At 67.2% G+C, this 20,724-nt stretch carries 20 protein-coding genes, 2 tRNA genes and 2 pseudogenes; 14 read left to right on the top strand and 10 right to left on the bottom strand.

Annotated elements, in window-relative coordinates:
* From F8566_RS51620 to F8566_RS30505, 3 genes and pseudogenes are all read right to left on the bottom strand, one after another.
* Positions 1-231: pseudogene (locus tag F8566_RS51620) on the bottom strand (hypothetical protein); the annotation flags it as partial.
* 41 nt (positions 232-272) lie between these two features.
* A pseudogene (locus F8566_RS30510) lies at positions 273-485 on the bottom strand (pentapeptide repeat-containing protein); the annotation flags it as partial.
* Positions 486-499: 14 nt separating this feature from the next.
* Positions 500-1,696, bottom strand: a complete 1,197-nt coding sequence (locus tag F8566_RS30505) for a serine hydrolase domain-containing protein (protein ID WP_151565290.1) — start codon at positions 1,694-1,696, stop codon at positions 500-502.
* Between the two features lie 271 nt (positions 1,697-1,967).
* Here F8566_RS30505 and F8566_RS30500 point away from each other — a divergent pair, with 271 nt between their 5' ends.
* On the top strand, positions 1,968-3,554 hold the full coding sequence (locus F8566_RS30500) for a hypothetical protein (RefSeq protein ID WP_151565289.1): 1,587 nt from the start codon (positions 1,968-1,970) through the stop codon (positions 3,552-3,554).
* Between the two features lie 1,288 nt (positions 3,555-4,842).
* The gene (locus F8566_RS30495) at positions 4,843-5,616 is read left to right on the top strand and encodes a Tn3 family transposase (RefSeq protein WP_151565288.1); all 774 of its coding nucleotides are present in this window, start codon (positions 4,843-4,845) and stop codon (positions 5,614-5,616) included.
* 12 nt (positions 5,617-5,628) lie between these two features.
* Here the strand turns inward: F8566_RS30495 and F8566_RS30490 are convergent.
* Positions 5,629-5,701 (bottom strand) — tRNA-Arg (locus F8566_RS30490).
* Positions 5,702-5,910: 209 nt separating this feature from the next.
* Between F8566_RS30490 and F8566_RS30485 the strand changes: the two genes are divergently transcribed.
* Both F8566_RS30485 and F8566_RS30480 read left to right on the top strand, forming a co-directional pair.
* Positions 5,911-6,360, top strand: a complete 450-nt coding sequence (locus tag F8566_RS30485; protein ID WP_151565287.1) for a hypothetical protein — start codon at positions 5,911-5,913, stop codon at positions 6,358-6,360.
* Between the two features lie 115 nt (positions 6,361-6,475).
* A tRNA-Ser gene (locus F8566_RS30480) sits at positions 6,476-6,567 on the top strand.
* 115 nt (positions 6,568-6,682) lie between these two features.
* On the opposite strand, the gene F8566_RS30475 is transcribed toward F8566_RS30480, so the two are convergent.
* Both F8566_RS30475 and F8566_RS30470 read right to left on the bottom strand, forming a co-directional pair.
* Positions 6,683-8,227 (bottom strand): tyrosine-type recombinase/integrase, encoded by a 1,545-nt coding sequence (locus tag F8566_RS30475; RefSeq protein ID WP_151565286.1) that lies wholly within the window; start codon positions 8,225-8,227, stop codon positions 6,683-6,685.
* Between the two features lie 94 nt (positions 8,228-8,321).
* Positions 8,322-8,921: a helix-turn-helix domain-containing protein gene (locus tag F8566_RS30470; protein WP_151565285.1), complete on the bottom strand. Its 600-nt coding sequence runs from the start codon at positions 8,919-8,921 to the stop codon at positions 8,322-8,324.
* Positions 8,922-9,038: 117 nt separating this feature from the next.
* On the opposite strand from F8566_RS30470, the gene F8566_RS30465 reads away from it, so the two are divergent.
* Positions 9,039-9,281: a MerR family transcriptional regulator gene (locus F8566_RS30465; RefSeq protein WP_151565284.1), complete on the top strand. Its 243-nt coding sequence runs from the start codon at positions 9,039-9,041 to the stop codon at positions 9,279-9,281.
* A gap of 45 nt (positions 9,282-9,326) precedes the next feature.
* Here the strand turns inward: F8566_RS30465 and F8566_RS30460 are convergent, their stop codons facing one another.
* The 3 genes from F8566_RS30460 to F8566_RS50220 are packed head-to-tail and all read right to left on the bottom strand — an operon-like array spanning position 9,327 to position 10,985.
* Positions 9,327-9,776, bottom strand: a complete 450-nt coding sequence (locus tag F8566_RS30460) for a GNAT family N-acetyltransferase (RefSeq protein WP_151565283.1) — start codon at positions 9,774-9,776, stop codon at positions 9,327-9,329.
* Between the two features lie 29 nt (positions 9,777-9,805).
* A complete protein-coding gene (locus tag F8566_RS30455; protein ID WP_192809937.1) occupies positions 9,806-10,711 on the bottom strand; it encodes a hypothetical protein in 906 nt (301 codons plus the stop codon).
* A gap of 28 nt (positions 10,712-10,739) precedes the next feature.
* The gene (locus tag F8566_RS50220; RefSeq protein WP_192809936.1) at positions 10,740-10,985 is read right to left on the bottom strand and encodes a hypothetical protein; all 246 of its coding nucleotides are present in this window, start codon (positions 10,983-10,985) and stop codon (positions 10,740-10,742) included.
* Between the two features lie 467 nt (positions 10,986-11,452).
* Here F8566_RS50220 and F8566_RS50215 point away from each other — a divergent pair, with 467 nt between their 5' ends.
* Both F8566_RS50215 and F8566_RS30450 read left to right on the top strand, forming a co-directional pair.
* Positions 11,453-11,623, top strand: a complete 171-nt coding sequence (locus F8566_RS50215) for a hypothetical protein (RefSeq protein ID WP_192809935.1) — start codon at positions 11,453-11,455, stop codon at positions 11,621-11,623.
* 60 nt (positions 11,624-11,683) lie between these two features.
* Positions 11,684-11,962 (top strand): hypothetical protein, encoded by a 279-nt coding sequence (locus F8566_RS30450; protein ID WP_151565281.1) that lies wholly within the window; start codon positions 11,684-11,686, stop codon positions 11,960-11,962.
* 320 nt (positions 11,963-12,282) lie between these two features.
* Here the strand turns inward: F8566_RS30450 and F8566_RS30445 are convergent, their stop codons facing one another.
* A complete protein-coding gene (locus F8566_RS30445) occupies positions 12,283-13,671 on the bottom strand; it encodes a hypothetical protein (RefSeq protein ID WP_225993653.1) in 1,389 nt (462 codons plus the stop codon).
* A gap of 367 nt (positions 13,672-14,038) precedes the next feature.
* On the opposite strand from F8566_RS30445, the gene F8566_RS30435 reads away from it, so the two are divergent.
* The 7 genes from F8566_RS30435 to F8566_RS30405 all read left to right on the top strand — a co-directional run bounded on the left by F8566_RS30435 (position 14,039) and on the right by F8566_RS30405 (position 20,653).
* Positions 14,039-14,548 (top strand): DUF6879 family protein, encoded by a 510-nt coding sequence (locus F8566_RS30435; RefSeq protein WP_151565279.1) that lies wholly within the window; start codon positions 14,039-14,041, stop codon positions 14,546-14,548.
* A gap of 11 nt (positions 14,549-14,559) precedes the next feature.
* The gene (locus F8566_RS30430) at positions 14,560-15,423 is read left to right on the top strand and encodes a helix-turn-helix domain-containing protein (protein ID WP_151565278.1); all 864 of its coding nucleotides are present in this window, start codon (positions 14,560-14,562) and stop codon (positions 15,421-15,423) included.
* Between the two features lie 78 nt (positions 15,424-15,501).
* A complete protein-coding gene (locus F8566_RS30425) occupies positions 15,502-15,834 on the top strand; it encodes a hypothetical protein (protein WP_151565277.1) in 333 nt (110 codons plus the stop codon).
* A 79-nt stretch (positions 15,835-15,913) separates the two neighbouring features.
* Positions 15,914-16,798: an SAM-dependent methyltransferase gene (locus tag F8566_RS30420; RefSeq protein WP_151565276.1), complete on the top strand. Its 885-nt coding sequence runs from the start codon at positions 15,914-15,916 to the stop codon at positions 16,796-16,798.
* On the top strand, positions 16,795-17,625 hold the full coding sequence (locus F8566_RS30415) for an SAM-dependent methyltransferase (RefSeq protein WP_151565275.1): 831 nt from the start codon (positions 16,795-16,797) through the stop codon (positions 17,623-17,625). Before F8566_RS30420 ends, F8566_RS30415 begins: the two co-directional genes overlap by 4 nt.
* Positions 17,622-18,002: a hypothetical protein gene (locus tag F8566_RS30410; protein WP_151565274.1), complete on the top strand. Its 381-nt coding sequence runs from the start codon at positions 17,622-17,624 to the stop codon at positions 18,000-18,002. The genes F8566_RS30415 and F8566_RS30410 overlap by 4 nt, the downstream gene beginning before the upstream one ends.
* Before the next feature lie 80 nt (positions 18,003-18,082).
* The gene (locus tag F8566_RS30405; RefSeq protein WP_192809933.1) at positions 18,083-20,653 is read left to right on the top strand and encodes a DEAD/DEAH box helicase; all 2,571 of its coding nucleotides are present in this window, start codon (positions 18,083-18,085) and stop codon (positions 20,651-20,653) included.
* Positions 20,654-20,724 lie beyond the last annotated feature (71 nt).

Here is a 20,724-nt window from a genome sequence, read left to right as displayed (position 1 = left end):
GAACAGTTGCGCGACGACCTCGGGGTCGATGGCGGTGCCTCCGCTGGCCACCCGGTGCAACGCGTCGAGGAACTGCTCGACGCGGCCGACCCTCTCCTTCAGCAGGTAGCCGAGCCGGTCGGCGCCGGTGACCTTGAGCAGGCCGCCGAGCTGTACGCCCAGGCCGCCCGCGCGACGACCAGCCTGCCCGAACGCGCCCACCTCACCCGCGAGGCCGCCCGGGTACGGCAACCACGACAGGCGTGAGTACGGCTCGCGGCCCCCTCCACCTCGCGCAGATCCGCACCGCGCAGATCCGCACCGCGCAGATCCGTGCCGGACAGGTCCGCGAGGCCAAGGGCGGCGTTGCGCAGGGACGCGAAGGTCAGGTCCGCGCTGCGCAGGTTCGCAGCGGTCAGGTTCGCGCGCCACAGGTTCGCGTCGGCGGGACTGAAGGGCCGGCCATCGACCGCGACAATGCCGCCGAACCTCGTGGTGAGGCCCACCGCCGCGATCACGATCAACGCCTCTGGTCGGGCGTGGGACGGCCCGCGTCGCAGAGCACGTCGTCGACGATCTGGTCGGTCATCGCCTGCAGCTTCTGGTAGTCCTCGACGCGCTTGCCCGCCGCGCCGCTGATGGACAGGGCCACGCTGCGCCTGCCGTCGGCGGAGAAGCCCTCGCGGCTGATGTAGCCCGCGCTGTTGCCCCCGTGGGCCCAGTACACGCCGCCGCACGACAGCTTGTTCTGATAGAGGCCGAGGCCGTACCCGGTCGCGATGCCGTTGGACACCGCGACGGTCTTCTTCATCTCGGCGAGCTGCGCGGGCTTGAGCAGCCTGCCGCCGAGCAGCGCGCGGAAGAACCTGCTCAGGTCGGCCGTGGTACTGATCATGGAGCCGGCCGAGTCGTAGGAGGTGGGGCTGAACACGGTGACGTCGGTCAGCGGGCCGCCAGGTCGCCACTGCTGGTACGCCCTGGCGTACGGGCGGGGCATCCCCGCTTCGTCGCGCGGAACGCTGGTGTCGGTGAGCTTGAGCGGGCGGATGACGCGCTTGTCGACCTCTTGGCCCCACGGCCGGCCGGTGACCTTCTCTATGATCATTCCGGCCAGGATGTAGTTGGTGTTGGAGTACGACCAGGGCTCGCTCGTCGGCGCATGGCGCATGGCCGCGGCGACCAGTTCCGTCGGCGTGTAGCGCCGCAGCCTCTCGCGCTCGAACGAGACGGCGTCGCGCGGCCCGATGTCGGCGAGGTAGTCGTACAGGCCGCTGGTGTGCTGGAGCAGCTGTCTAACGGTGATCTTGCGCCCATCGTTGCCGTTGCCCCCAACCACGCCGGGAAGCCACCTCTCCACCGTGTCCTCCAGGCCGAGCCTGCCCTCTGCGACGAGTTGAAGGACGACAACGGCCACGAAGGTCTTGGTGTTGCTGCCGATGCGGTAACGGCCACGCACCGGTACCGGCCGCCCAGTCCTGGTGTCGGCGACGCCGCTGGCGGCCGCCCACTGGCTGCCGCCCTCGGTGAGGACGCGCCCCTGTACACCGACGACGCCCGCGGCACGGAGGGCATCGAGATCGCGCCGCAAGTCCGTGCTGGAGTACCCGGAATCTCCGGGCTGGTCGACGGCGGCCGTCGCGCCCGCTGTTCCAGAGGATGCGGCAAGTACTCCCGCGACAACGGCTGCGACGGCGAGATGCCGTGTTCTGTTCTGCATGTGGAGCACTTTGCCGCCGATCTCCACGCCAGCGCCTCGGCCGAGAGTCAACACCCAGGGATGACTTTCGTACAGGTTGCTGTGGCAAACCGATCCTCCTCATGGGCTGACACCGCTGGCCGCCCTGCCTCGTCAGCAGAGATAGACACAGGTCAAAGACAGGTCCGTTGGACTCTCTACGATGGCTACCGGGGCCCCAAGACGACCCAGTGGGCTTGAACGTTGCCTGGTCGTGCTTGCCGTAGTGCGTGGGGCGGACCAGCATGATCGGGTGGCCACCGATGGGTTGGAGCAACGCCTGCTCGACACGGTCCGCGACGGCGAAATGCTGGACCTGGCCGGTGATGGGCCGGTCGACGAGGCCGCGATGCGGTCCTGGGACAGCACCCGCACCGTCCCGGCGGTGCTGATCCGTGACCTGGTCCGCGGTCGCCGGGATATCGAGGCGGACCCGCACGGGCTGCGGCTGCGCGGGGCGCGCATCACCGGCCGCGTCGACCTGGCGAACATCACCAGCGACCTGCGCGTCGAGTTGATCGACTGCTTAGTCCCCGACGGTCTGAACCTGTGCGACAGTCGGCTGCCCGGCCTCGTGCTGGACGGCTCCTGCTTCGGGCACTCCGCGGGTTCGCACGACCCACCGGTTGACGCCGAACGCTTCACCGTGCCGGCAATGACGATGAGCGGAGCGATCGCCAACGCCGACACGCCCGCCGGCGCGGTCCGCTTCCTCGGCGCCCACCTGGGTCGGCTGGAATGCGACGGGGCACAGCTGCAGAACGCGTCCGGACCCGCCCTACACGCCGACGGTCTGCGGGTCGATCACGGCGTGTTCCTCCGCGGCGGATTCCAGGCCACCGGCGCCGGCGAACGGGGTACGGTCCGGTTCGTCGGCGCCCACCTGGGTCGGCTGGAATGCGACGGGGCACAGCTGCAGAACCTGTCCGGACCCGCCCTACACGCCGACGGTCTGCGGGTCGACCGGGCCATGTCCCTTCGTGGCGGGTTCCGGGCCACCGGCGCGATCCAAATGGTCGATGCCCACCTCGGTCTGCTGGAATGCGACGGTGCGCGGCTGGAGAACCCGTTCGGGCCCGCCCTGTATGCCGACGGTCTGCGGGTCGATCGGGCCGTGCACCTGCGCGGCGGGTTCCAGGCCACCGGCGCCGGACACTCCGTGCTCAGATTGAACGGTGTGTCGGTCGGAGGTTCGCTCTGGCTGGACACCAGCAAGGTGACCCGGTCGGGCCGGGCCCCTGGGGCCCTGGTCGCCATCGACGGGCTGACCTACACAGGCCTGCCGGAGCCAGTCGAATTGTCCCGGTGGCTGGAGCTGTTGCGTGCCCATACACCCGGCTACGCCGCTCAGCCATACCAGCAGTTGGCCGCCGTCCACCGGACGGCCGGTCACGACAGCGAGGCGCGCGAAATTCTCAGGGCGCAGCGGCGGGACCAGATCGACCGCGGCGGACTTGGGCGGCGTGACCGGGTCTGGGCCCGATTCACCGGATTGACCCTCGGCTTCGGATATCAACCCTGGCGAGTGCTGCTGCTGTTGTTCGCCGTCGTCGCCTGCTCGGTCGCGCTGGCGCTCATCCTCGGCGGGCCAGGCGGCGGCCTGGAGCACACCGCCCGCGCGAACACACCCAAGACGCCTTGCGGCGTCGTGAAGCGTGTCGGCGTTGGTTTGGATCTGAGTCTGCCACTGGTCAAGACGGGGGCACGGGACCAGTGCGCCCCCACGGACACCCGGGCGGGGCAGACCCTAACCGTTGCGGGCTGGGTGCTGCAGCTGGTCGCCTGGGCGTCGGCGACCCTGTTTATCGCCGGCTTCACCGGCGCCGTGCGCACGACCTGACCTGGCAGGGCCAGCCAACCAACCGCGACGAGAGACATGCCGTCGCCGAGTGCGGAGATTGCAAACCGTTGGGGGCGTGGAAGGAGTCATCAACCGGGCTGCACTACCGGTTCCTGACCTGGGCTGAGGCCAGCATCAGGCGGCGGTTGTAGCGATGAGACCGCCAGATCAGTCAGTGAAGACGACTTCGGAAATCAGTGCAGAGGACTCCGGGAACCGACACGGCGCGTCTCGTTCACGCGCTCAAGTGTTCCGTATGACCCCCCTTCAGCGGACCAAGGCCGGAACACCCTGACCTGGGGGTCTGATTCGGCTGGGTGGTGTTCCGGTGGGGGATCCCCTAACGGAACAGCACAACAAGATCCGCTCAGGTACCTGCCCGCGAGCCGCCGCCGACATCTCACCGAGCCAGCGTTCCCACGGTTTCTCCCGGTCTCCAACCTCCACGCGTGAGGCGGACCCCGCCCGCCTGCTGACCTGCACGATGTCTGGCCTGAGCGGCTACTGTGCGCGATGATGGCCGGGTGGAAGCCGTGCTGGGCTGGTCAGACGCGGGGCGTGCCGTCTTGAGGGATGCCGCAGTGGACGCCACTCCGGTCACGGTCGCGGAGCCGACGCGGATGCCGCTGCCACAGTCGGCTGGCGTACTTGTGCGCGCCGCGCGTCGGTCGCCGACCTGAAGGGCAGGGGCGAGCTCCTCCTCCCAGGAGATGCCCAACATGGTGGGCCTCATCCAGCAGCAGAGCTTCCAGCTGATCCAGCTCACCGCGGGCCAAGCGGACCGCGGCTACCGCAGCAACGATCTCGCCCGCCGAGAGCGCGTCGTCGGGGGAGAGCGCAGGCAGGCCGTGTGCCAGCTTGTAGCCGCGGGCGGCGACCTGCTCGGCGGAGCTGGCGTAGGCGGCCAGAGCGCTGATGTGGTACCAGTGCTGCCACGACCGGCCTCTCAGCAGGGCGAACGCGCCACGCGTCCCCTCGCCTCCTCCGAGGAGCTGATCGGCGGGTCGGTCTTGAGCAAGATGTTCCTGCGCATGTCGTCAGTATGGCGACGCTCGACTTCTCCAAGGAGACGGCCGTCAAGTCGTCAAAGTGACGACATCGGCAGGCCGGTGACGGCGGGCTTTGATCGAAGTCGTGCAGGGTGGTCAACTGCGGAGCGAGGTACGCCGGCTGCTGCGCCGCGCCGCCGTCGGCCGGGCCGTGTCGCACCAGGTCAAGGGCAGATCTTGGGGCGCTGTCCACTGGGCCCGACGGCTTCAAAGCCGTCCACGACGCGGTCGCCGCGCTGATGCCCCGCATCGACTACCCCGAGCTGCTGCTGGAGGTGCACGCCCGCACCGGCATGTTCGATGAGATGCAGCACATGTCCGGATCGCACCTGCGCCGCGAGGACCTCGACATCACCCTTGCCGCCCTCACCGTGGCCCGCTCCTGCAACGTCGGGCTGGTCCCGGTCATCAAGCCCGGGACGCCGGCGCTGACCGAGCACCGGCTGCTGGGAGTGGAGAAGGGCTACTTCCACCATGAGGGCATCGCCGCCGCCTCCACCCGCCTGGAGCAGGCGCAAGGACAGATCGACATCACCGACGACTGGGGCGGCGGCCTGGTCGCCTCCGTCGACGGGGTGCGGTTCGTGGTCCTGGTCCGCTCCCTGTACGCCCGGCCCTCCCCGCTCTACTACGGCGTCGGGAAACGCTCACGCGGCGCCACCTGGCTCAACGCCGTATCGGACAAGGTCATGGGCCTGGGCGGCCTGCTGGTCCGCCTGCACGACCTGCGGCACGGTGCCGCCACCGTCATGCTCGCTGCCGGCATCGACATCAAGATCGTCCAGGAAATCCTCGGTCACGCCGACCGCGCCGCCACCTCCGACACCTACACATCGGTGCTCCCCGAACTGGCCGCCGAGGCCATCGGTCAGGCAGCCGCTGTCATCAACCGGCACCGCCTCACACCGGCAGGGACGGACAGGTCTCCGGGACGCTCGGGCACACCTCGGGCACACGCAGCCCCGAAAACGACCAAGGCGCCCTCCCGGAATGGGAGAACGCCCTGGTCATAGGTTGATCACAAGCGCACCCGAAGGGATTCGAACCCCTAACCTTCTGATCCGTAGTCAGATGCTCTATCCGTTGAGCTACGGGTGCTTGCCGGGGATTACTGTACCGGCTGAGCGGACCTAACCGCGAATCGATTCTCTGGACCCGCGCGTCAGGGGTCCCGACGACGCGATCGACTGTGTGACGTGGGTCATGGAACCGTTCGCCCGGCTGGAGCGCCGAAGGGGTAACTGAGACGCCAGTGACCCAAGAGGTCTACTCTCGTCCGGATCAAACCCCCCTCAAAGGAGAACTCCATGCGCATGTCAGCCACCAAGCTGGTCGGCGTCCTCGCCATCGGTGGCGCGATGCTCACCTCCACCGCCTGCGGCCCCCTCGACGCAGTGACCGGCGGCGGCGACAAGAAGGCTGCCTGCGACAACATCAAGTCCGCTGCCGAGCAGTTCGCCGGCTCCGGTCTGGCGCAGCCGGACATGAACAACCCGACCGCCAGCATCTCGGCCAATGCGCAGAAGCTCAGCGACTTCGCGGCCAAGGTCCGTACCGAGGGCCAGAACGCCGGTGGGGACGTCCAGTCGGCCGCCACCAAGTTCGCGGCTGACGTCGACAGCGCCGCCAACGCCATGCGCCAGATGGCCTCGAACCCCAGCAGCGCTTCGAGCAGCATGTCCAGCATCAGCTCCATGCAGCAGAGCGGCCAGGCCCTCTCCAAGGCCTGCGGCATCTCCGGTTTCCGCCTCAGCTGATCATGCGGCCGGCCGTCTCCCGTCGTGCGGGGACGGTCGGCCGTCGCTATGCTGGGCTCTGCTTTGCCGGGTGATGCGAACACCCGGTAACCTGTTCTCGGCCTGTTGGCCTCCTGGAGGATTCGCCTAGTCCGGTCTATGGCGCCGCACTGCTAATGCGGTTTGGGTGCAAGCCCATCCGGGGTTCAAATCCCCGATCCTCCGCCACCTGACCTGCGGGGTTGCGTCAAGCTACGCAACCCCGCAGTCGCGTTCAGGCCCCGAAATGGCCCGTTGGCTGCACAATGGCTGCACAGCCGGGTCCGGCGTGGGGAAGCCTAGGTCAGGCGGCGTTCTCCGCGGCGCAGGCTTCGCAGAGCCTTGGTTGACGCTCGTGACCTGTGGGTTCGCTCGGCGCAGCACCTCCGCGGAATTGCGCGATGAACGAGGAGATGAGGTTGGCTGCCTCGGTCCCGAGTTCTTCGGACACCACGGCGTAGACGTTGGCGGTGAATGCCTGGTCGGCGTGGCCGAGCATGTCGGAGACGACCTTCAGGGGCACGCCTGCGGCCAGCGCCATCGTCGCTGCGCCGTGCCGAAGATCGTGGAAGCGGATCGGGGGCAGCACCGGGCCGTCGATGGCTATCCGGACGCGTTCGACCGACATGCGGTGGCGGCGGGCGATCTGCTCGACCGTCCAGCCCTGCTCGTAGAAGCGCTGCCGGACCGCGACGTAGCGTCGGTAGATCTCGTTGAACTTCTGGGTGATGTAGTTCAGCTTGAGTGGTTGTCCGTCCTCATAGGTGAAGACGCGGCCGGAATCGGTGTACAGCTCGCCCCACTGCTCGCGCTCGGCGTCCTTGAGGGCGAACCAGTCGCTCATGACCACGGCAGTGCCGTCGTCGAAGATGACGTATCGGTCGGAGGTCTCGGTCTTGATGAAGTCCTCTTCGTCGTCGGGGTCCGCGCGAACGAAGAAGCGGTGGCGGTCCACGCTCATCTCGTGGCGGTCGAGCCGAGCGACCTCCCCGCGCCGCGGGCCCCAGTAGGCCGCCAGGTGGAACATCGGGTAGAGCCGTTCTGGCTTGGCGAAGTCCAGGAAGGCACCGGTCTGCGTCCCCGTCCACACCATGACCTTGCCGGGGATCTTGCCGGTCTCCACCCAGTAGGCCGTGCGCTCATCGGTCCACAGCAGCGGCTTGACCTTGGCCTTGTGGCTGCGGCTGCGGGCCTTGAGTACTCCGTTGGCGGGGCTCTCTTCAATGATCTTCAGCGGGGACTTGGCGGCTTCGTTGAGAGCTCCTGTCAGCACTGCGTGGATTCTGCGCAGGCGAGACTCGCTGACCGGTCGGGTGGAGTAGCGGCGTTGGCCGAAGCTGGCTCTGGCCGAGCTCAGGCGCCTGCCGGTCTCTGAGGGCTTGGGCGGCTCGTCGGGAGTGTTGATGAGCCGGATCTCGGTGTAGAGGTCGAGGATCTGGTCTTCAGTGATGTCCACGACCTTGACGTGGCCAAGGCCGGGCTTGAGGTAGAGGTCGATGATCTCGCGGTCGGTCTGGGTCGTGCGCGGGGAGAGGCCGTCGCCGGCCTTCTGCTCTTGGACGCGTCGCTTGTGTCGGCGTTCCAACAGGTCGCCGAGGGTCATCTTGAGGTCTTCGGGGCGTGCGGCGCGGCCGCCCTTGCCTACAGCTTTGGCGACGGCTTCCTTGGCCTCGTCCATGGTGTCGAAGGGCCCGAGCTTGGGTTGACGGCGCTTCTCCCCCGGGAGCGTGGGAGCGCTGTAGCGGGCGTACCACTTGCCGTGCCCTTTGTTCTTGAGTTTGGGGCACTGTTTGTACAAGCGGTTGCCGGTCTCGGGGTTCCGGCACGAGCACTCTTTGAAAGGCTTCACGTGGGTCGTTCTCCGATGATGCGAGGGGGCCCGAGGGGTGCCTGAGGATCATGACGCGTGGGGCTGACAGTGTCGTGTGTTAGGCGAGGGTGGGTTAGGCCAGGTGGGCCAGCTCCGGCGGCAGAGGTGGCGGCGTGAGACCTCGGCTGCGAATGTCGTCGCGGACCTCAGTGATGATCTCTTCGGCGATGGTCGCGGCGCGGTCGGCGGCCTGTGCGGTCGCCGCGTGGGCGGCGCGCAGGTTCTCGTCGGCCGTGCCCTCATGCATGGCATGAGCTGAGGCGGCCTTGCGCGCGGAGAAGGTGTACTCGCGGACGAAGCGGTCGTGGCGCAGGAACAGCCGCACAGCCGTCTCCCCTGACGTCGGCCCGAGTCCTGCGAACCACTGCACCGCGTCCCAGGTCGCCGCGGTTACCTCCGGGGCGAGCTTGACGGTCTCCTGCTGGCCAAGGGGAATCAGGAGCAGGATCGGTGGCGTGTCCAGCGCCCGAGCGAAGATCAGCAGCTCGGCGACGCTGACCGTGGGCCGTCGTTGCGACTCCAGGTTCGCAACGGCCGACCGGGTGATCGGCAGTCCCAGATCCGTGCAGGCGTCCGCGAGCTGCTGGGCGCTCATGCCGCGTTCCTTGCGGAGGCGCCTGACCTGTTCGGCGATGGCAGCTGCGAGAGAAGTCGACCAATCATTCTGTGTCACATGAGCACAATAGACGCGCTTGTTGACAGATCTCAACACGTCGCGAACAATCAGGGCACGAGAGGACGCAACAGCAGCGGGCGGCAGGCGCTCGCCGCACCCTGGAGTGGGCGGAGGATGAACGACCTGAGTGAGCCGACATGGACACGAGACCGCATCGCCGCCCTTGGGCCGGTCACTGACGTACCCACCGCAGCATCGATCTTGGACATCAGCCCGGACCTTGCTTACTCCTTGATCCGCAAGAACGAGTGGGCGACGCGAGTCCTTCACCTGGGCCGCGCGATCAAGATTCCGACCAAGGACCTGTTGGACCTGCTGTATCCCGTGACCGATCAGCCGACCCCCGTCGCTAGCTGAGACACACCCGATGGGCCCCCGCCGACTGGTGGGGGCCGTCGTACTTCAGGGGGCAGGTGAGCGGCGGAGCGTGTGACGGGTGTCGAGGTCAAGGCGTCGCCCGCGGTTCGGTACGAAGCCGAACCGGCGCCGGTACCAGCGCCTGAGTTGCGGACCGGTCAGGGCAGGTTTCCCGGCATGGATCGGTTCAGGCGTCCCGACGAGGACGTCACCGTTCTGGTCCGCGTGCCAGCAAATGCCCGACATGATTTGCGTGCCCAGCCCGCGACGTCGTCGGTCAGCGGGGATCACGAGCTGGAGGACTTCGACATATCCGCTCTCGCCGTCGCGTTTGAGGTGCACCTTCAAATCGGCATGTAGGGCTCGGAGCCTGGAGGCGAGCGCGGATGGCCACTCCTTGCCCGTCTCTACTGGCCTCGGGTGACCTTCCTGGCAGAAGCGGCAGCAAGCGTCCCGTTGCGTGACGCCTGGCCGGTCGGTGTCGAGCGCCAGCATCTCGACTCCGGTGCAGGATCGGACGGCCGTCACGACGGCACCGGCGGATAGTCCAGGTCAGGCCACTGAAACTCGAAGACCTCGGGCAGCGTCCGGTACGACGTTGAACCCACGGACGCCGCCACAGTTGCAGCGCCGTCGACTGGAGCCGGCGCCGCGGCGGGCGTGAGCTCCGGCACGAAGGCTTCGTCGGCGGGGGCGGCCGATCGCTGCAATGGCCAAGACCACTGGCGAACTTCGCCGTCCACTGCGCTCGACCGCCGGACGTATCGCTCTAGCTCCGTGCCGCTGAGCCGATAGGTCTGCACCTGCTCGACGATGGTCTGATCACCACGGATCCACACCACGAGGTCACGCGTCGCCATCTGGCCGAGGAGGGTTTCCGTGTCAGTGGTCACGGTGACCCAGTCGCCAGCTTCGAAGGGTCGCGGCTCGAAGGGTGTACGCGCGAACCTCGGGGGCGTCCAGAGTCTTGCGGCCCTCTCCAGCCTCCGTTCGCCAGCTCCCAGCTCGATCTCCCAGCCATCCAGGCCCTTGGGCTTGGCGAATTCAGCCGCGTTGCGCTCGGCCAGCAGACCCGCGACCCAGTCCGGGTAGTCGTCCTCCGGCATGAGCACCAGCCGCCAGGTGGCGCTGCCGGAGCAGATAACCAAATGATCTCCCGCTGCTTCCAGGGTCGCGGTCTCCTCGGGGAGATGGCGGGCAATGCGGGCGAGGAATCGGGCGTCCACAAGGACCGCACCCCGCTGATGCTCCGTGGTGTCGATCTCCAGGCGTCCAGCCTGGCCAGAGCCAGCGCCGGTAACGGCGAGAACGCCGTCCTGTGCCTCCAGCAAAAGCCCCGCCAACGCCGGGGTTGCGGGCCTGCCGTCCAGTGCCGTTATGACTCGGGTGACGGCGTCTGCGAGCGCGTTGCAACTCACCGTAACGTTCATCGGCGCTGCTCCGTTCCGGCCGTGGCCACTACCCGGGGCGGACGATGCCCGCGGTTGCGTAGGCGGGGAACGGCAGGGTGCGCAGGGTCGCGTCGGGTGCGTCGCTGCTCGCAAAGACGATCCGGACGTGCGGGTTGGCCCTGGTCTGCTCGGTGTCGAGCACATCGGCGGCGTATAGCCAGCCGTCATCGGATTCGGCGTCCATGAACCACTCGCCGCGCTCGATCTCGCCGTAAGTTCCCACACGGTAGGTTCCGCCGGGCCGGTTGCTCATCACACTTCCATTTCTGTTTGCTGTGCTGACATGTGAAATATTAGCCACACTTAGAAGGCATGTCAATACATCGGACATTGAATCTGGGACGGACAACCGGCCACCCGGACGGACTGACTGAGAGCGGCCCGGAACGGTCGGACATGGTCCGGCACGGCCCGGAGTGGTTCAGTGCACTCCAGTGGCACGGGTTGGCCCACCAGGTAGACCGGTCCACCTCTACCCATCTAAACAACCTTGTCCGGAGTGTTGACAGAGAGACTGTCTATGACTAATGTTTCCTATGTCAGCACAGCAATCCGAACAGGAGTGTCATGGGCATCATGATGCGGCCCCGCTGCCCGCGCTGCGTGCGTCCCCTCAAATTCCGGACTCAGGACGGTCACCGGACGTGCCTTTTGTGCACCGTTAGGTGCCTGCTCGCGAACCCACGCCCCCGGTTCAGCGCGCGTCAACTGGACGATGCCGTGGAGCTGATTGAGGACGGCGGAATCGTGCAGGTGGCTCCCGGCGAGTGGCGAACGGTCTCTAGCAACGGCACCGCGATCTTCGCGACCACCACGACGCGCTGCACCTGCAAGGCAGGGGCTTACAGTCGCCGTTGCTACCACGTCGCGGCCGCGCGGATGGTCGCCTGAGGATGCCTCACCGGGGGCGGCGACCCGCCCCCGGTCTGGCCGACAACGAAGGAGTCCCCTGTGGCTGTCTACACGCTCACTGTGGAGTGGGGCGGCGCCGTCACCGACCGGACGCCGACGGTCATGATCACCGAGGCGCCTGACATGCTCGCGCCACTGGCCACCTTTACCGAAATCCTGGTGAACCACTACGGCCCGGAGAGCGAGCTGTACGAGCTGGAGCCCGATCCAGGCGCTTGGGCGGCACCAGGCGTGCTGTTCCATGGCGACCTGTCTGAGCGCCTGGCCCTGGAGTACGAGGTGATCTACGCCAGGCCGAGCACCGAGCCAGGCCACTGATCTTCGTCCCGCAGGCCGGCGCCTTCCCGGCCTCGCCCGGTCCGGCTCAGTGCTAGTCAGTCGGCACGCTCCGGTCCAGGAGGACCCGGTCAGGCTTGGTTCAAAACGACCTGGCCGAGTTGATATCCCCGCCTGAGCTGCATGGACCGCCTCGGAGGGGCGGGCCCTGCTTCCACACCACTCGCAGCGCCGTTGACTCGATCTCGACTCGCTGCGTCTCAGACAAACCTGGATGGTTTGAGGACCGGCGTTGCTGACGCGCCGTCCTTGCCGCGAGCTGCCCCGGCTTCAAGCCGGGGCAGCTCAGCTGACGAAGACCGTCAGGTGGCGAGGTACACCCTGGCTCGATCGTCAAGCTCTGCGGCCTGACGCACGCCACGATCACGGAAGACAGCCAGTTGCCTGCGCATGGAAGCGACGGCCTTCTTCGTGCGTTCAGAGCGCACACCGGTCATGAGGTCGAGCGACCGTCCCCACGCCTCACAGGCCGACTCGATGTGGCCCCGCTGGAGATGCATCCGGGCTTCGGCCGCCGTGTTGAGGGCGTTCACCCTGGCGTAGGTCTTGTCAGCGCGCGATGCCACCGCGCGCGCATACTGGCTTGCGGCGTTCGCGGGGTCGTCCAGTTCGTTGAAGACTTCGGCAACGCGTGCGAACACGGTGCCCTTCGGGGGTCCCCACGCTTGGACCCAGAATGGGATGGCCTCCGGTGGCTGCTGAACGGCCATGAGGTTCTGCGAGTGGTTCACTTCCGCAACGGCGTCGCTGTCGCGGCCGGCCTTGGCGTAGGTATGAGCGAGGGCGCTGCGGAAGGTTGCCTCGGTATAGGGGTCGGCCTTCCCTTTGAGCCGAGACACCGCGGTCTCCGCGAGCGCTACACACTCCTCGGGCCGGTTGCGTTTGAGACCTTGCAAGGCCATGGTGCGCAGAACCAGGCCGTCGGCTCCCAGGACCCGAGACTCTGCGGCCAATCTGAAGGACTGCAAGTAGTAGCGCTGCGCCAGACCATGTTCGCCAGCGTCGTATGCCTTGAACCCAGCCAGGTGCACAGCGCGGCTGGCGATCATGAGCATCTCGCCGTGGGTCTGCTCAGAAGAGAACTGGGCTCGACACAACGGGGCGACGTCGTCTCTGAGATAGGAAATCAGGGCGGTCCTGCCGTGCTGGCCTCCGTGACGCTCGTCCATCTCGGTGAACATCGAGACCATGTCGCGAACCGCTGCTACGTCCGCCACGCCCAGCGTGGCGCCCGTCTTGGCCATCGCGGCCCGTGCAGCGACCTCATTCACGGCTTCAAGCGGTAGTAGCGCAGCGGCCGCCGAGTAGGCGGATGCGCTCAGGAAGCGCCGTCGATCCACGTCCAATTCCGCCTTCCATATCGGCAGCAGCGCATCGATGGGGTCAGTGTCCAGTGACAGCCCAGTGCCGTCATGGACCTGTGCGGCGTGCCGGGGGAATCCAAGATCCTCAACGGCGAGGGTGCGTCCGAGCCTGCGCGATAGAGCTTGTGCCAGGAACCAGGGGGTGCGGCCCGCTGGGCGTGCTCCGGAGATCCAGTGCTGGACGGTGGACTTGTTCGTGCGCAGTGTCTCCCCGTGCTCGGACGCCACGGTGCGCACGCGCGCCGCCACAGCCGCATAGCTCAGCGCCGAAGCCTCGATTAGTTCCTTGAGCTGGTGATTCTGACGCTCGCGTCCCTGGTGGGTCATCCGCGTTGCCCGCCTCGTATACCCGATATACCAGCCACCTTCATACCGATGTTGACCTCGACATTAGCCCGGAGCAAGAGTCAGAGCGGGTCTTATCGGGATACCTGGAGGTGCAACCTCATGCAACACTCTTTCGACCACGAGGGCGTCGTGCTGTCCTTCTACTGCAAGACACCCAGCTCCAACATCCAAGACGACTGCCCGGCGTTCCACCGAACGGATCGTGGATCATGGGCGGTCCAGGGCGAGCGACGCGAGGAGAACGAGGTCCGGGTTCAACTCCGAGCCCCGAAGGAGACGGAGGGGTGTGTCGAGATCCCCGACGACCTGGCGGACCTGTTCGTCCGGATGTATGCGAAGGAGAAGTATGGAGTTGATCTCGGTGCAGCGCCGGAGCGAGCTGATAGCCGGCGCCCGGACGAGCCTGAAGCTCGAGCTTCGTGACAACTACGCGGCTGACGCCGAGTCGCTAGCGGCGTGGCGGCGGGGCGGAGCTGCGGAGGCACGCAAGCTCGTCCAGCCATACGCTGACCAACTCGCCCCAAAAATCTCCGCTGGCGAGAAGGTACTGCGAAGGGTCAAGATCCTCTCCGAGCCGCCGTCAGAGTACATGCGGCATGCACTTGACGTTGCCGGTGCCCTGGTCGACGCCGGAGAGGATATTCGCTGGCTCCCACGTCGCCTCGCGTCCACCCTGCTCTTGCCTGGCAACGATTTCTTCATCCTCGACAGCCAACTCGTGATCTTCAACGTCCTGGACGGCGAGGACTCGCGTGCAGAGCAACAGCTCTACACGGCGCCGGATGTAGTGGACAGGTGCCAGGCGGCATTCGACGCCGCCTGGGAACTGGCCGTGCCGCACCACGACTACCGGTGACGGACCAGCGCATGTCTGAGTCTGCGGCCGACGCAGCCCGAAGAGCCTTCGGCGTCCGGCTCCGCGATCTCCGCAAGGACGCGCGCCTGACCGCACGGGAACTCGCAGCGGCAACCGGGATGCATTTCACCAAGATCTCCCGGATCGAGAACGGTCGGCAGAACCCTTCCGAAGACGATATCCGGGAGTGGGCCATCTCCTGCGGCGTCGCTCTCCAGATTCCCGAACTCATCGCCGCCCACCGCGAGGTGGAGCAGATGTGGCTGGAGCATCGCCGTGAGCTTCGAGCTGGCCTGCCCCATATCCAACGACGCGGCCATGCGCTGTATGAACAGACTAAACGCCTGTGCGTCTACGAGCCGCTCGTGCTCCCTGGCATCACACGAACCCGCGGCTACAACACCGCCGTGTTCACTGCAGTCACTCGCGTCCTAGAACGACCCGAGGATGAGGCAGAGTCAGCAGCCGACGCAAGGGAGGAGCGCAAGAAGCTCCTCACGTTCCCGAGCGGGAGGAATACCTACTCCTTCCTCATCGAGGCCGCTGCGCTCGACAACGGCTTCGGCGGCCGCGAGGTGATGGACGAACAGCTGCTTTTCCTTCTGGAAATCATCGGGATGCCGCACGTCAGCTTCGGCATCATCCCCCCGCTAGCCAGCCGATCGATCTGGCCAGGCCCGGGTTTCTACCTGTTTGACCAAAGCCTCGTGCGGAGCGAGACCTGGACAGCAGTCTTGTCATCCAAACGACCGGACGAGATCGAGTTCTACACACGGATCTTCAGGCTCCTAAGCGACCTGGCCGTCTACGGAGAACAAGCCAGAGCGCAAATCGAAGCCGCGAGGCATCGTCTGCAACATGATGAAACTTCCTAGCGACTAACGAACTCGGCCAGTCACTGTGGGGCGTAACAAATCCCAACAAGGTAGTTGCGCACTCCAGAGGACCAGTCGATGACCACTCTGACGGAACAGGTCACGCGCTACGCGCTGTCTCAGGCGTTCTCAGCCGTCCCGCAGCAGACGGCGTTTCGTCCCACCCACATCAGTCCCGCCGACTGGAATCACGGCGTGCTGCAGGGACTGAGGGACCGGCACCTTGACTGGCGCGTCTTCCCGTGCCCGGGCGGCTGGATCGCTTGCCGCGATGGCGGCTACGAGATCACAGAATCTGACCTCTACCGCCTGGAACAGCGCATTCACGCCGCCAATATCGGGATCGCCGCTGAGCGCGAGCGCAAAGAGCGGGAACTGCTAGTGCGTCCCTATCTGGACCACTCCCCCTAGCAGCGCAGCGCCCTCCCGACATCCCGCGCCGCCGTGTGTTGCCCATTCCCGCGCTCACCCCGTATCCGGAAGGCCGCCTATGTCCCCCCGGCACGATGAACCCGACGATCTCCCGTCCCTGACGGCGCTCACAAGTGCAGTGGCTTCATTCACCCAAGCCAGCCCGGCACGGATGTACAACTACTACCTGGGCGGTGGCGACCACTACGAGATCGACCGAACCGCAGCCCATCAGGTCATGGCTGCCGCAGGCGGCGACAACATCACAAGGGTGGCGCGCGCGAATCTGCAGTTCGCCGGACGTGCAGCCGCCTGGGCGGTCACGAAGATCGCCAGCAGCCTGGTCTTGGACATCGGGGTCGGGCTGGTGGACGATCTGCCGATCCCGAACCTCTATGAGGCCGTCCATGAGGCCAACCGGGAGGCCACGCTCGTCGGGTTCGACTACGACCCGATCGTGGTGACGCACGGCCGGGCCCGCGGCTACACCGAGGTCCTGTCCGGCGACGTCCGCGACATAGACGCCATGCTCGACCATCCCGATCTCGCCAAGCTCGGCAAGCGCGTCAACCTAGGCCAGCCGACGGTGGCGGTGCTGGCTGCGGTGCTGCATTTCGTGGGCGACGACGAGGACCCCGCGCGAGTCCTGATCAGGCTGCACGAGCGACTCCCGGCCGACTCAGCGCTGGTGTTCTCGCACGCCTGCTCCACACAGATCGACGCCGACACTGTGGCCGGCATGGAGCGCGGCTACGACAAGGCGCGCAGCCAGATCACCTTTCGCAGCGAAGAGCAGATCGACGCCTTGCTGAATGATGCGGGCTGGACGCCGGGGATGCCGCTGGTGGACGTGGAGAGGTGGGCGCCGCCCGGGGAGGTTGCCGAGCAGCGGGACAAGCCGGATCCCGTCACCTCGGTGCGGTGCATTGGCACGGTCGCGTTCTCTTCCAAGGCGGCCGCATGAGCAGCGCCACGGTTAGCACGACAGGGCCCGTCGGCTCTCAGATCGACACCACTCGACCGCATTCGGCGCGGCTGTGGAACTACTGGCTGGGCGGCAAGGACAACTATCCCGTCGACCGCGAAGTCGGCGACAAGATCGTCGAGATTTTCCCGGGCATCGTCGACGCGGCCCGGCACAGCCGGACGTTCATGCACCGCGCCGTCAATTTCATGGCGAGTGAGGCGGGGATCGGGCAGTTCCTGGACATCGGTGTCGGGTTGCCGACCGTGGACAACACCCACGAGGTCGTCCAGCGTGTCCGCCCCGACGCCCGCATCGTCTATGTCGACGATGACCCGCTGGTGATGGTCCACGCCCGTGCTCTGCTCACCTCCACCCGGCAAGGCGCCTGCGACTATGTGCACGCCGACCTACGCATCCCCAGCCGCATCCTGGATGCCGCCAGCGGCACCCTCGACTTCACCAAGCCGATCGCCCTCCTGCTGCTGGGCATCCTCGATCATGTGATCGACGGCGACGAGGCCCGCGCGATCATCGACACCCTGGTGGCCCGCCTGGCTGAGGGCAGCATGGTGGCCATCGCCTGCGTCACCGACGAGTTGCACGGCGAGCTCGTGCACGAGGCGATGGGCGAGTTGAAGGAGCTGGGGGGCCCCTCGATCGTTGCCCGCCCCGCTGCAGAGCTCGCACACTACTTCGACTGCGAGGGCCTGGAACTGCTGGAGCCCGGCGTCGTCACCTGCTCGCGCTGGCGCCCGGACCCGAACCCGTTCGGTGATCCCGAGGTGTCGCAGCTCTGCGGCGTCGCACGCAAGATCCGGCCATGACCGGCGCACCCACTCACCCGTTCCATCTTTCCCTCGCTCAGGAGGAAGTCGCCTATGAATACGGGCAGCGGCTGATGGTCCGGCTGATCGCCCACCAAGGCGTCACAGCCACGATTTCCCGCAGCCGACAAGGCCCGCCTGAGGTGTCGGTCGGCGCTCAGTTCATGCTCGGCGAAGACCTAATCGGCCTGCGGATGCACGTGTGGCCCCGGCACGGCGATAGCGCCCTGTCGTGGTATCGGGACCGACTGCTCAAACAGCGCCGCTACTTCCAATACGTGCGGCCGCTCACCGAACTCGACCTCCTGGCCGCAGATCTCGCACGCACTCTCCGGCGGCGCGCAGCTGCCCTAGGCCCCACAGGAATCGGCTCATGACCGGCGCGACCGCTTCAACCGCCCCCCGCCAGCCGCGGCCAGCTAGGCCAGGGCAGGTCGCCGCGCAGTCGGCCACGTGTGTGGTCGAGGAGGACCTGTGGCGGCATCAGCCGGTCGCGGTCGAGGCGAACTGCCGTGAGCTCGCTGCCGGGGGCCGGGCGACGAACGTGTCGGCGTGCGGGAGTGGCAAGTCGCGGATCGCCGCGCTGACGGCTCGGCGGCTGGTCATGGCCGGTTCGGTGTTGGTGATGGTGCCCACGCTGGAGCTGGCCGCCCAGATGATCCGAGATTTTGTGTCGGTCGGTGGCGCCGGTCGTTTGGTGGCGGTGTGCTCCGACGGCGAGGTGCTGCATGGCGACAGCGGTGTTCCCGCCGGGACGGTGACCACCCGGCCGCAGCAGCTCGCCGCCGCTGTCGCGGCCGCCGGTGGCGGGCGGGTGACGGTGGTGTGCACTTACCAGAGCCTGCCGGTGGTCGCTGCGGCACACCGTGACCACGGGCTTGGCCGCTGGGGCCTGGTGGTGGTCGATGAGGCGCACCGCACGGCCGGGGCGGCCGGTCGCGCATGGAGCCTGGTCCACCACGACGCACAGATCCCCGCCCTCCGACGCCTGTACATGACGGCGACCCCGCGGATCTACACCGACGGCGGCCAAACCGCGGTCTCGATGGACGATGAGTCCATCTACGGCCCCACCGTGTTCGAGTTGTCGACCGGGGAGGCGATCGAACGTGGGCTGCTGGCCGAGTGGGAGATCGTGCTGGCCCTGGTCTCCCCGGCCCGGCTGGACCCGGAGCTGCTAGCCACCGGCGAGCACGTCACGGTCGGGCGGACCGCGATCGCCCTGGACGTCCTGGCGTTGCAGGTCGCGGTGCTGCGCGCCGCGGCCGAGCACGACGTCCGGAAAATGATCACCTTCCATCATCGGGTGGCCTCGGCCCGCGCCTGGGCGATCGCGCTACCCCAGGTATCGGAGCTGCTGGCCGAGGGCGACCGGCCCGCCGCGGTGACCGCGCACCATATCCACGGCGGGCAAAAGCGCCCGGTGCGCCAGCGCATCCTGGACAATCTGCGCGCCGCCGACAACGGGAACGGCGAGCTGCTGGTGGTCGCGAACTCGCGCGTGCTGGCCGAAGGCGTGGACGCGCCCGCCGTCGACGCGATCGGCATGATCGACTCACGCGCCAGCGAGATCGATATCGTGCAGATCGTCGGCCGGGCCTTGCGGACCGGCGGCCGCAAAGGCAAGGTCGCAAAGATCATCGTGCCGATCCTGATGGACGGCGTGGATCCGGGCGCCGGCCCGCAGTCCGTCTTGGAGGGATCGGCGTTCTCGCCGCTGTGGCGGGTGCTGCGCGCGTTGCGGGCCCATGATCAGCGGCTGGTTCCCCGCCTGAGGGCTGTTGGTGCCGCTGTGGACGCCGCCGATGGATCGGGGGCGCTGCAGATGCCCGACTGGCTCAGTGTGAGCGGCCGAGTCCCGTTTCCCGATGACCTGGCCCGAGCCGTTCTGCTGGGCACCATCCGCTCCACCACCCAACAGTGGACCACCGACACCGCCACCCCCCGCGACCCCGCGTCCGGGCCGTGGCGGGAGGAGTACGCCCATGCGGCGGAGTACTACTCCCGGTATGGCGATCTGGACGCCGACTTCGACGTCGTCTGCCAGCACGGCTTTCCCGTCGGCCGCTGGATACGTGACCAGCGCCGAGACTGGCGAGGTGGCTACCTCACGCCTTACCAGACGGCACTGCTGGACACGCTCGGGATGATCTGGCATGTCCCCAACCACAGATGGCGCAAAGCCCACGCCGTCGCCGCCGAATATCGCGCCTGCCACGGCACCCTCCTGGATGTCCCGCCGTACTACATCCGCAACAAGATCAGGCTTCGTCAGTGGCTCGACCGGCAGATCGAGCGCTACCACAAAGGCACCCTGCCGCCCGACCACGCAGCCGACCTGGAGGCGCTCGGGGTCGTCGGGCCCAACTCCGACCGCAGCTGCGACCGCGCCTGGGCCCGCGGCCATGCCGCAGCCCAGGCCTACCACCGCCAACACCGCTCCCTCTACAGCACCGCAAGCCCCCGCACCATCGACGGCGTTGACCTGGACACGTGGCTACCCCAGCAGCAACGCGACCGGCGAGCCGGAAAGCTCACCCTCCGCCAGATCCAGGCACTGGACACCCTGGGCATGCGATGGGACGGGTTCGGCCGCGACTGGCGAGACGGACTGGCCGACCTCACCGAGCACCACCAGGCCCACGGCCACATCCACCTGAGCCTGGACCACCAAGGCCGCCGGATCAAAGACCTCGGCCGATGGCTACAGCGACGCCGAGAAGACCACGCCGCAGGCACCCTGACCAAAGCCCAAGCCGCAGCGCTGCACCGCCTCGGGATCTGGTGGGACCCGATCCTGGGCCCCTACGCCGCCGAACTCACCGCCCTGGAGGCGTTTCATACCACCCACGGGGACCTGCGGCTGCCACCCGACTACACCGTCGGCGACCTCAAGCTGGACCGCTGGCTCTGCCAGCTAGCCAGCGACAACCGCCACGGCATCCGGCAGCCCCCTGAGCTGCTCGCCTACCTCAGCCGACTGGACCCCCATTGGCATTGGCGCTCTCCCCAGCGCGCAGAGGACTGACCGTACCTCGCGACCGCCGTCACCCGCCGAACGGTAGCGTTTGGGCCAGCGCGATCCGCCGCCATTGGTCT

Source organism: Actinomadura rudentiformis (assembly GCF_008923185.1).
Lineage (GTDB): Bacteria > Actinomycetota > Actinomycetes > Streptosporangiales > Streptosporangiaceae > Spirillospora > Spirillospora rudentiformis.
Note: the sequence above shows the minus strand (reverse complement) of the source record. Positions and strands in the feature narration are given on the sequence as shown.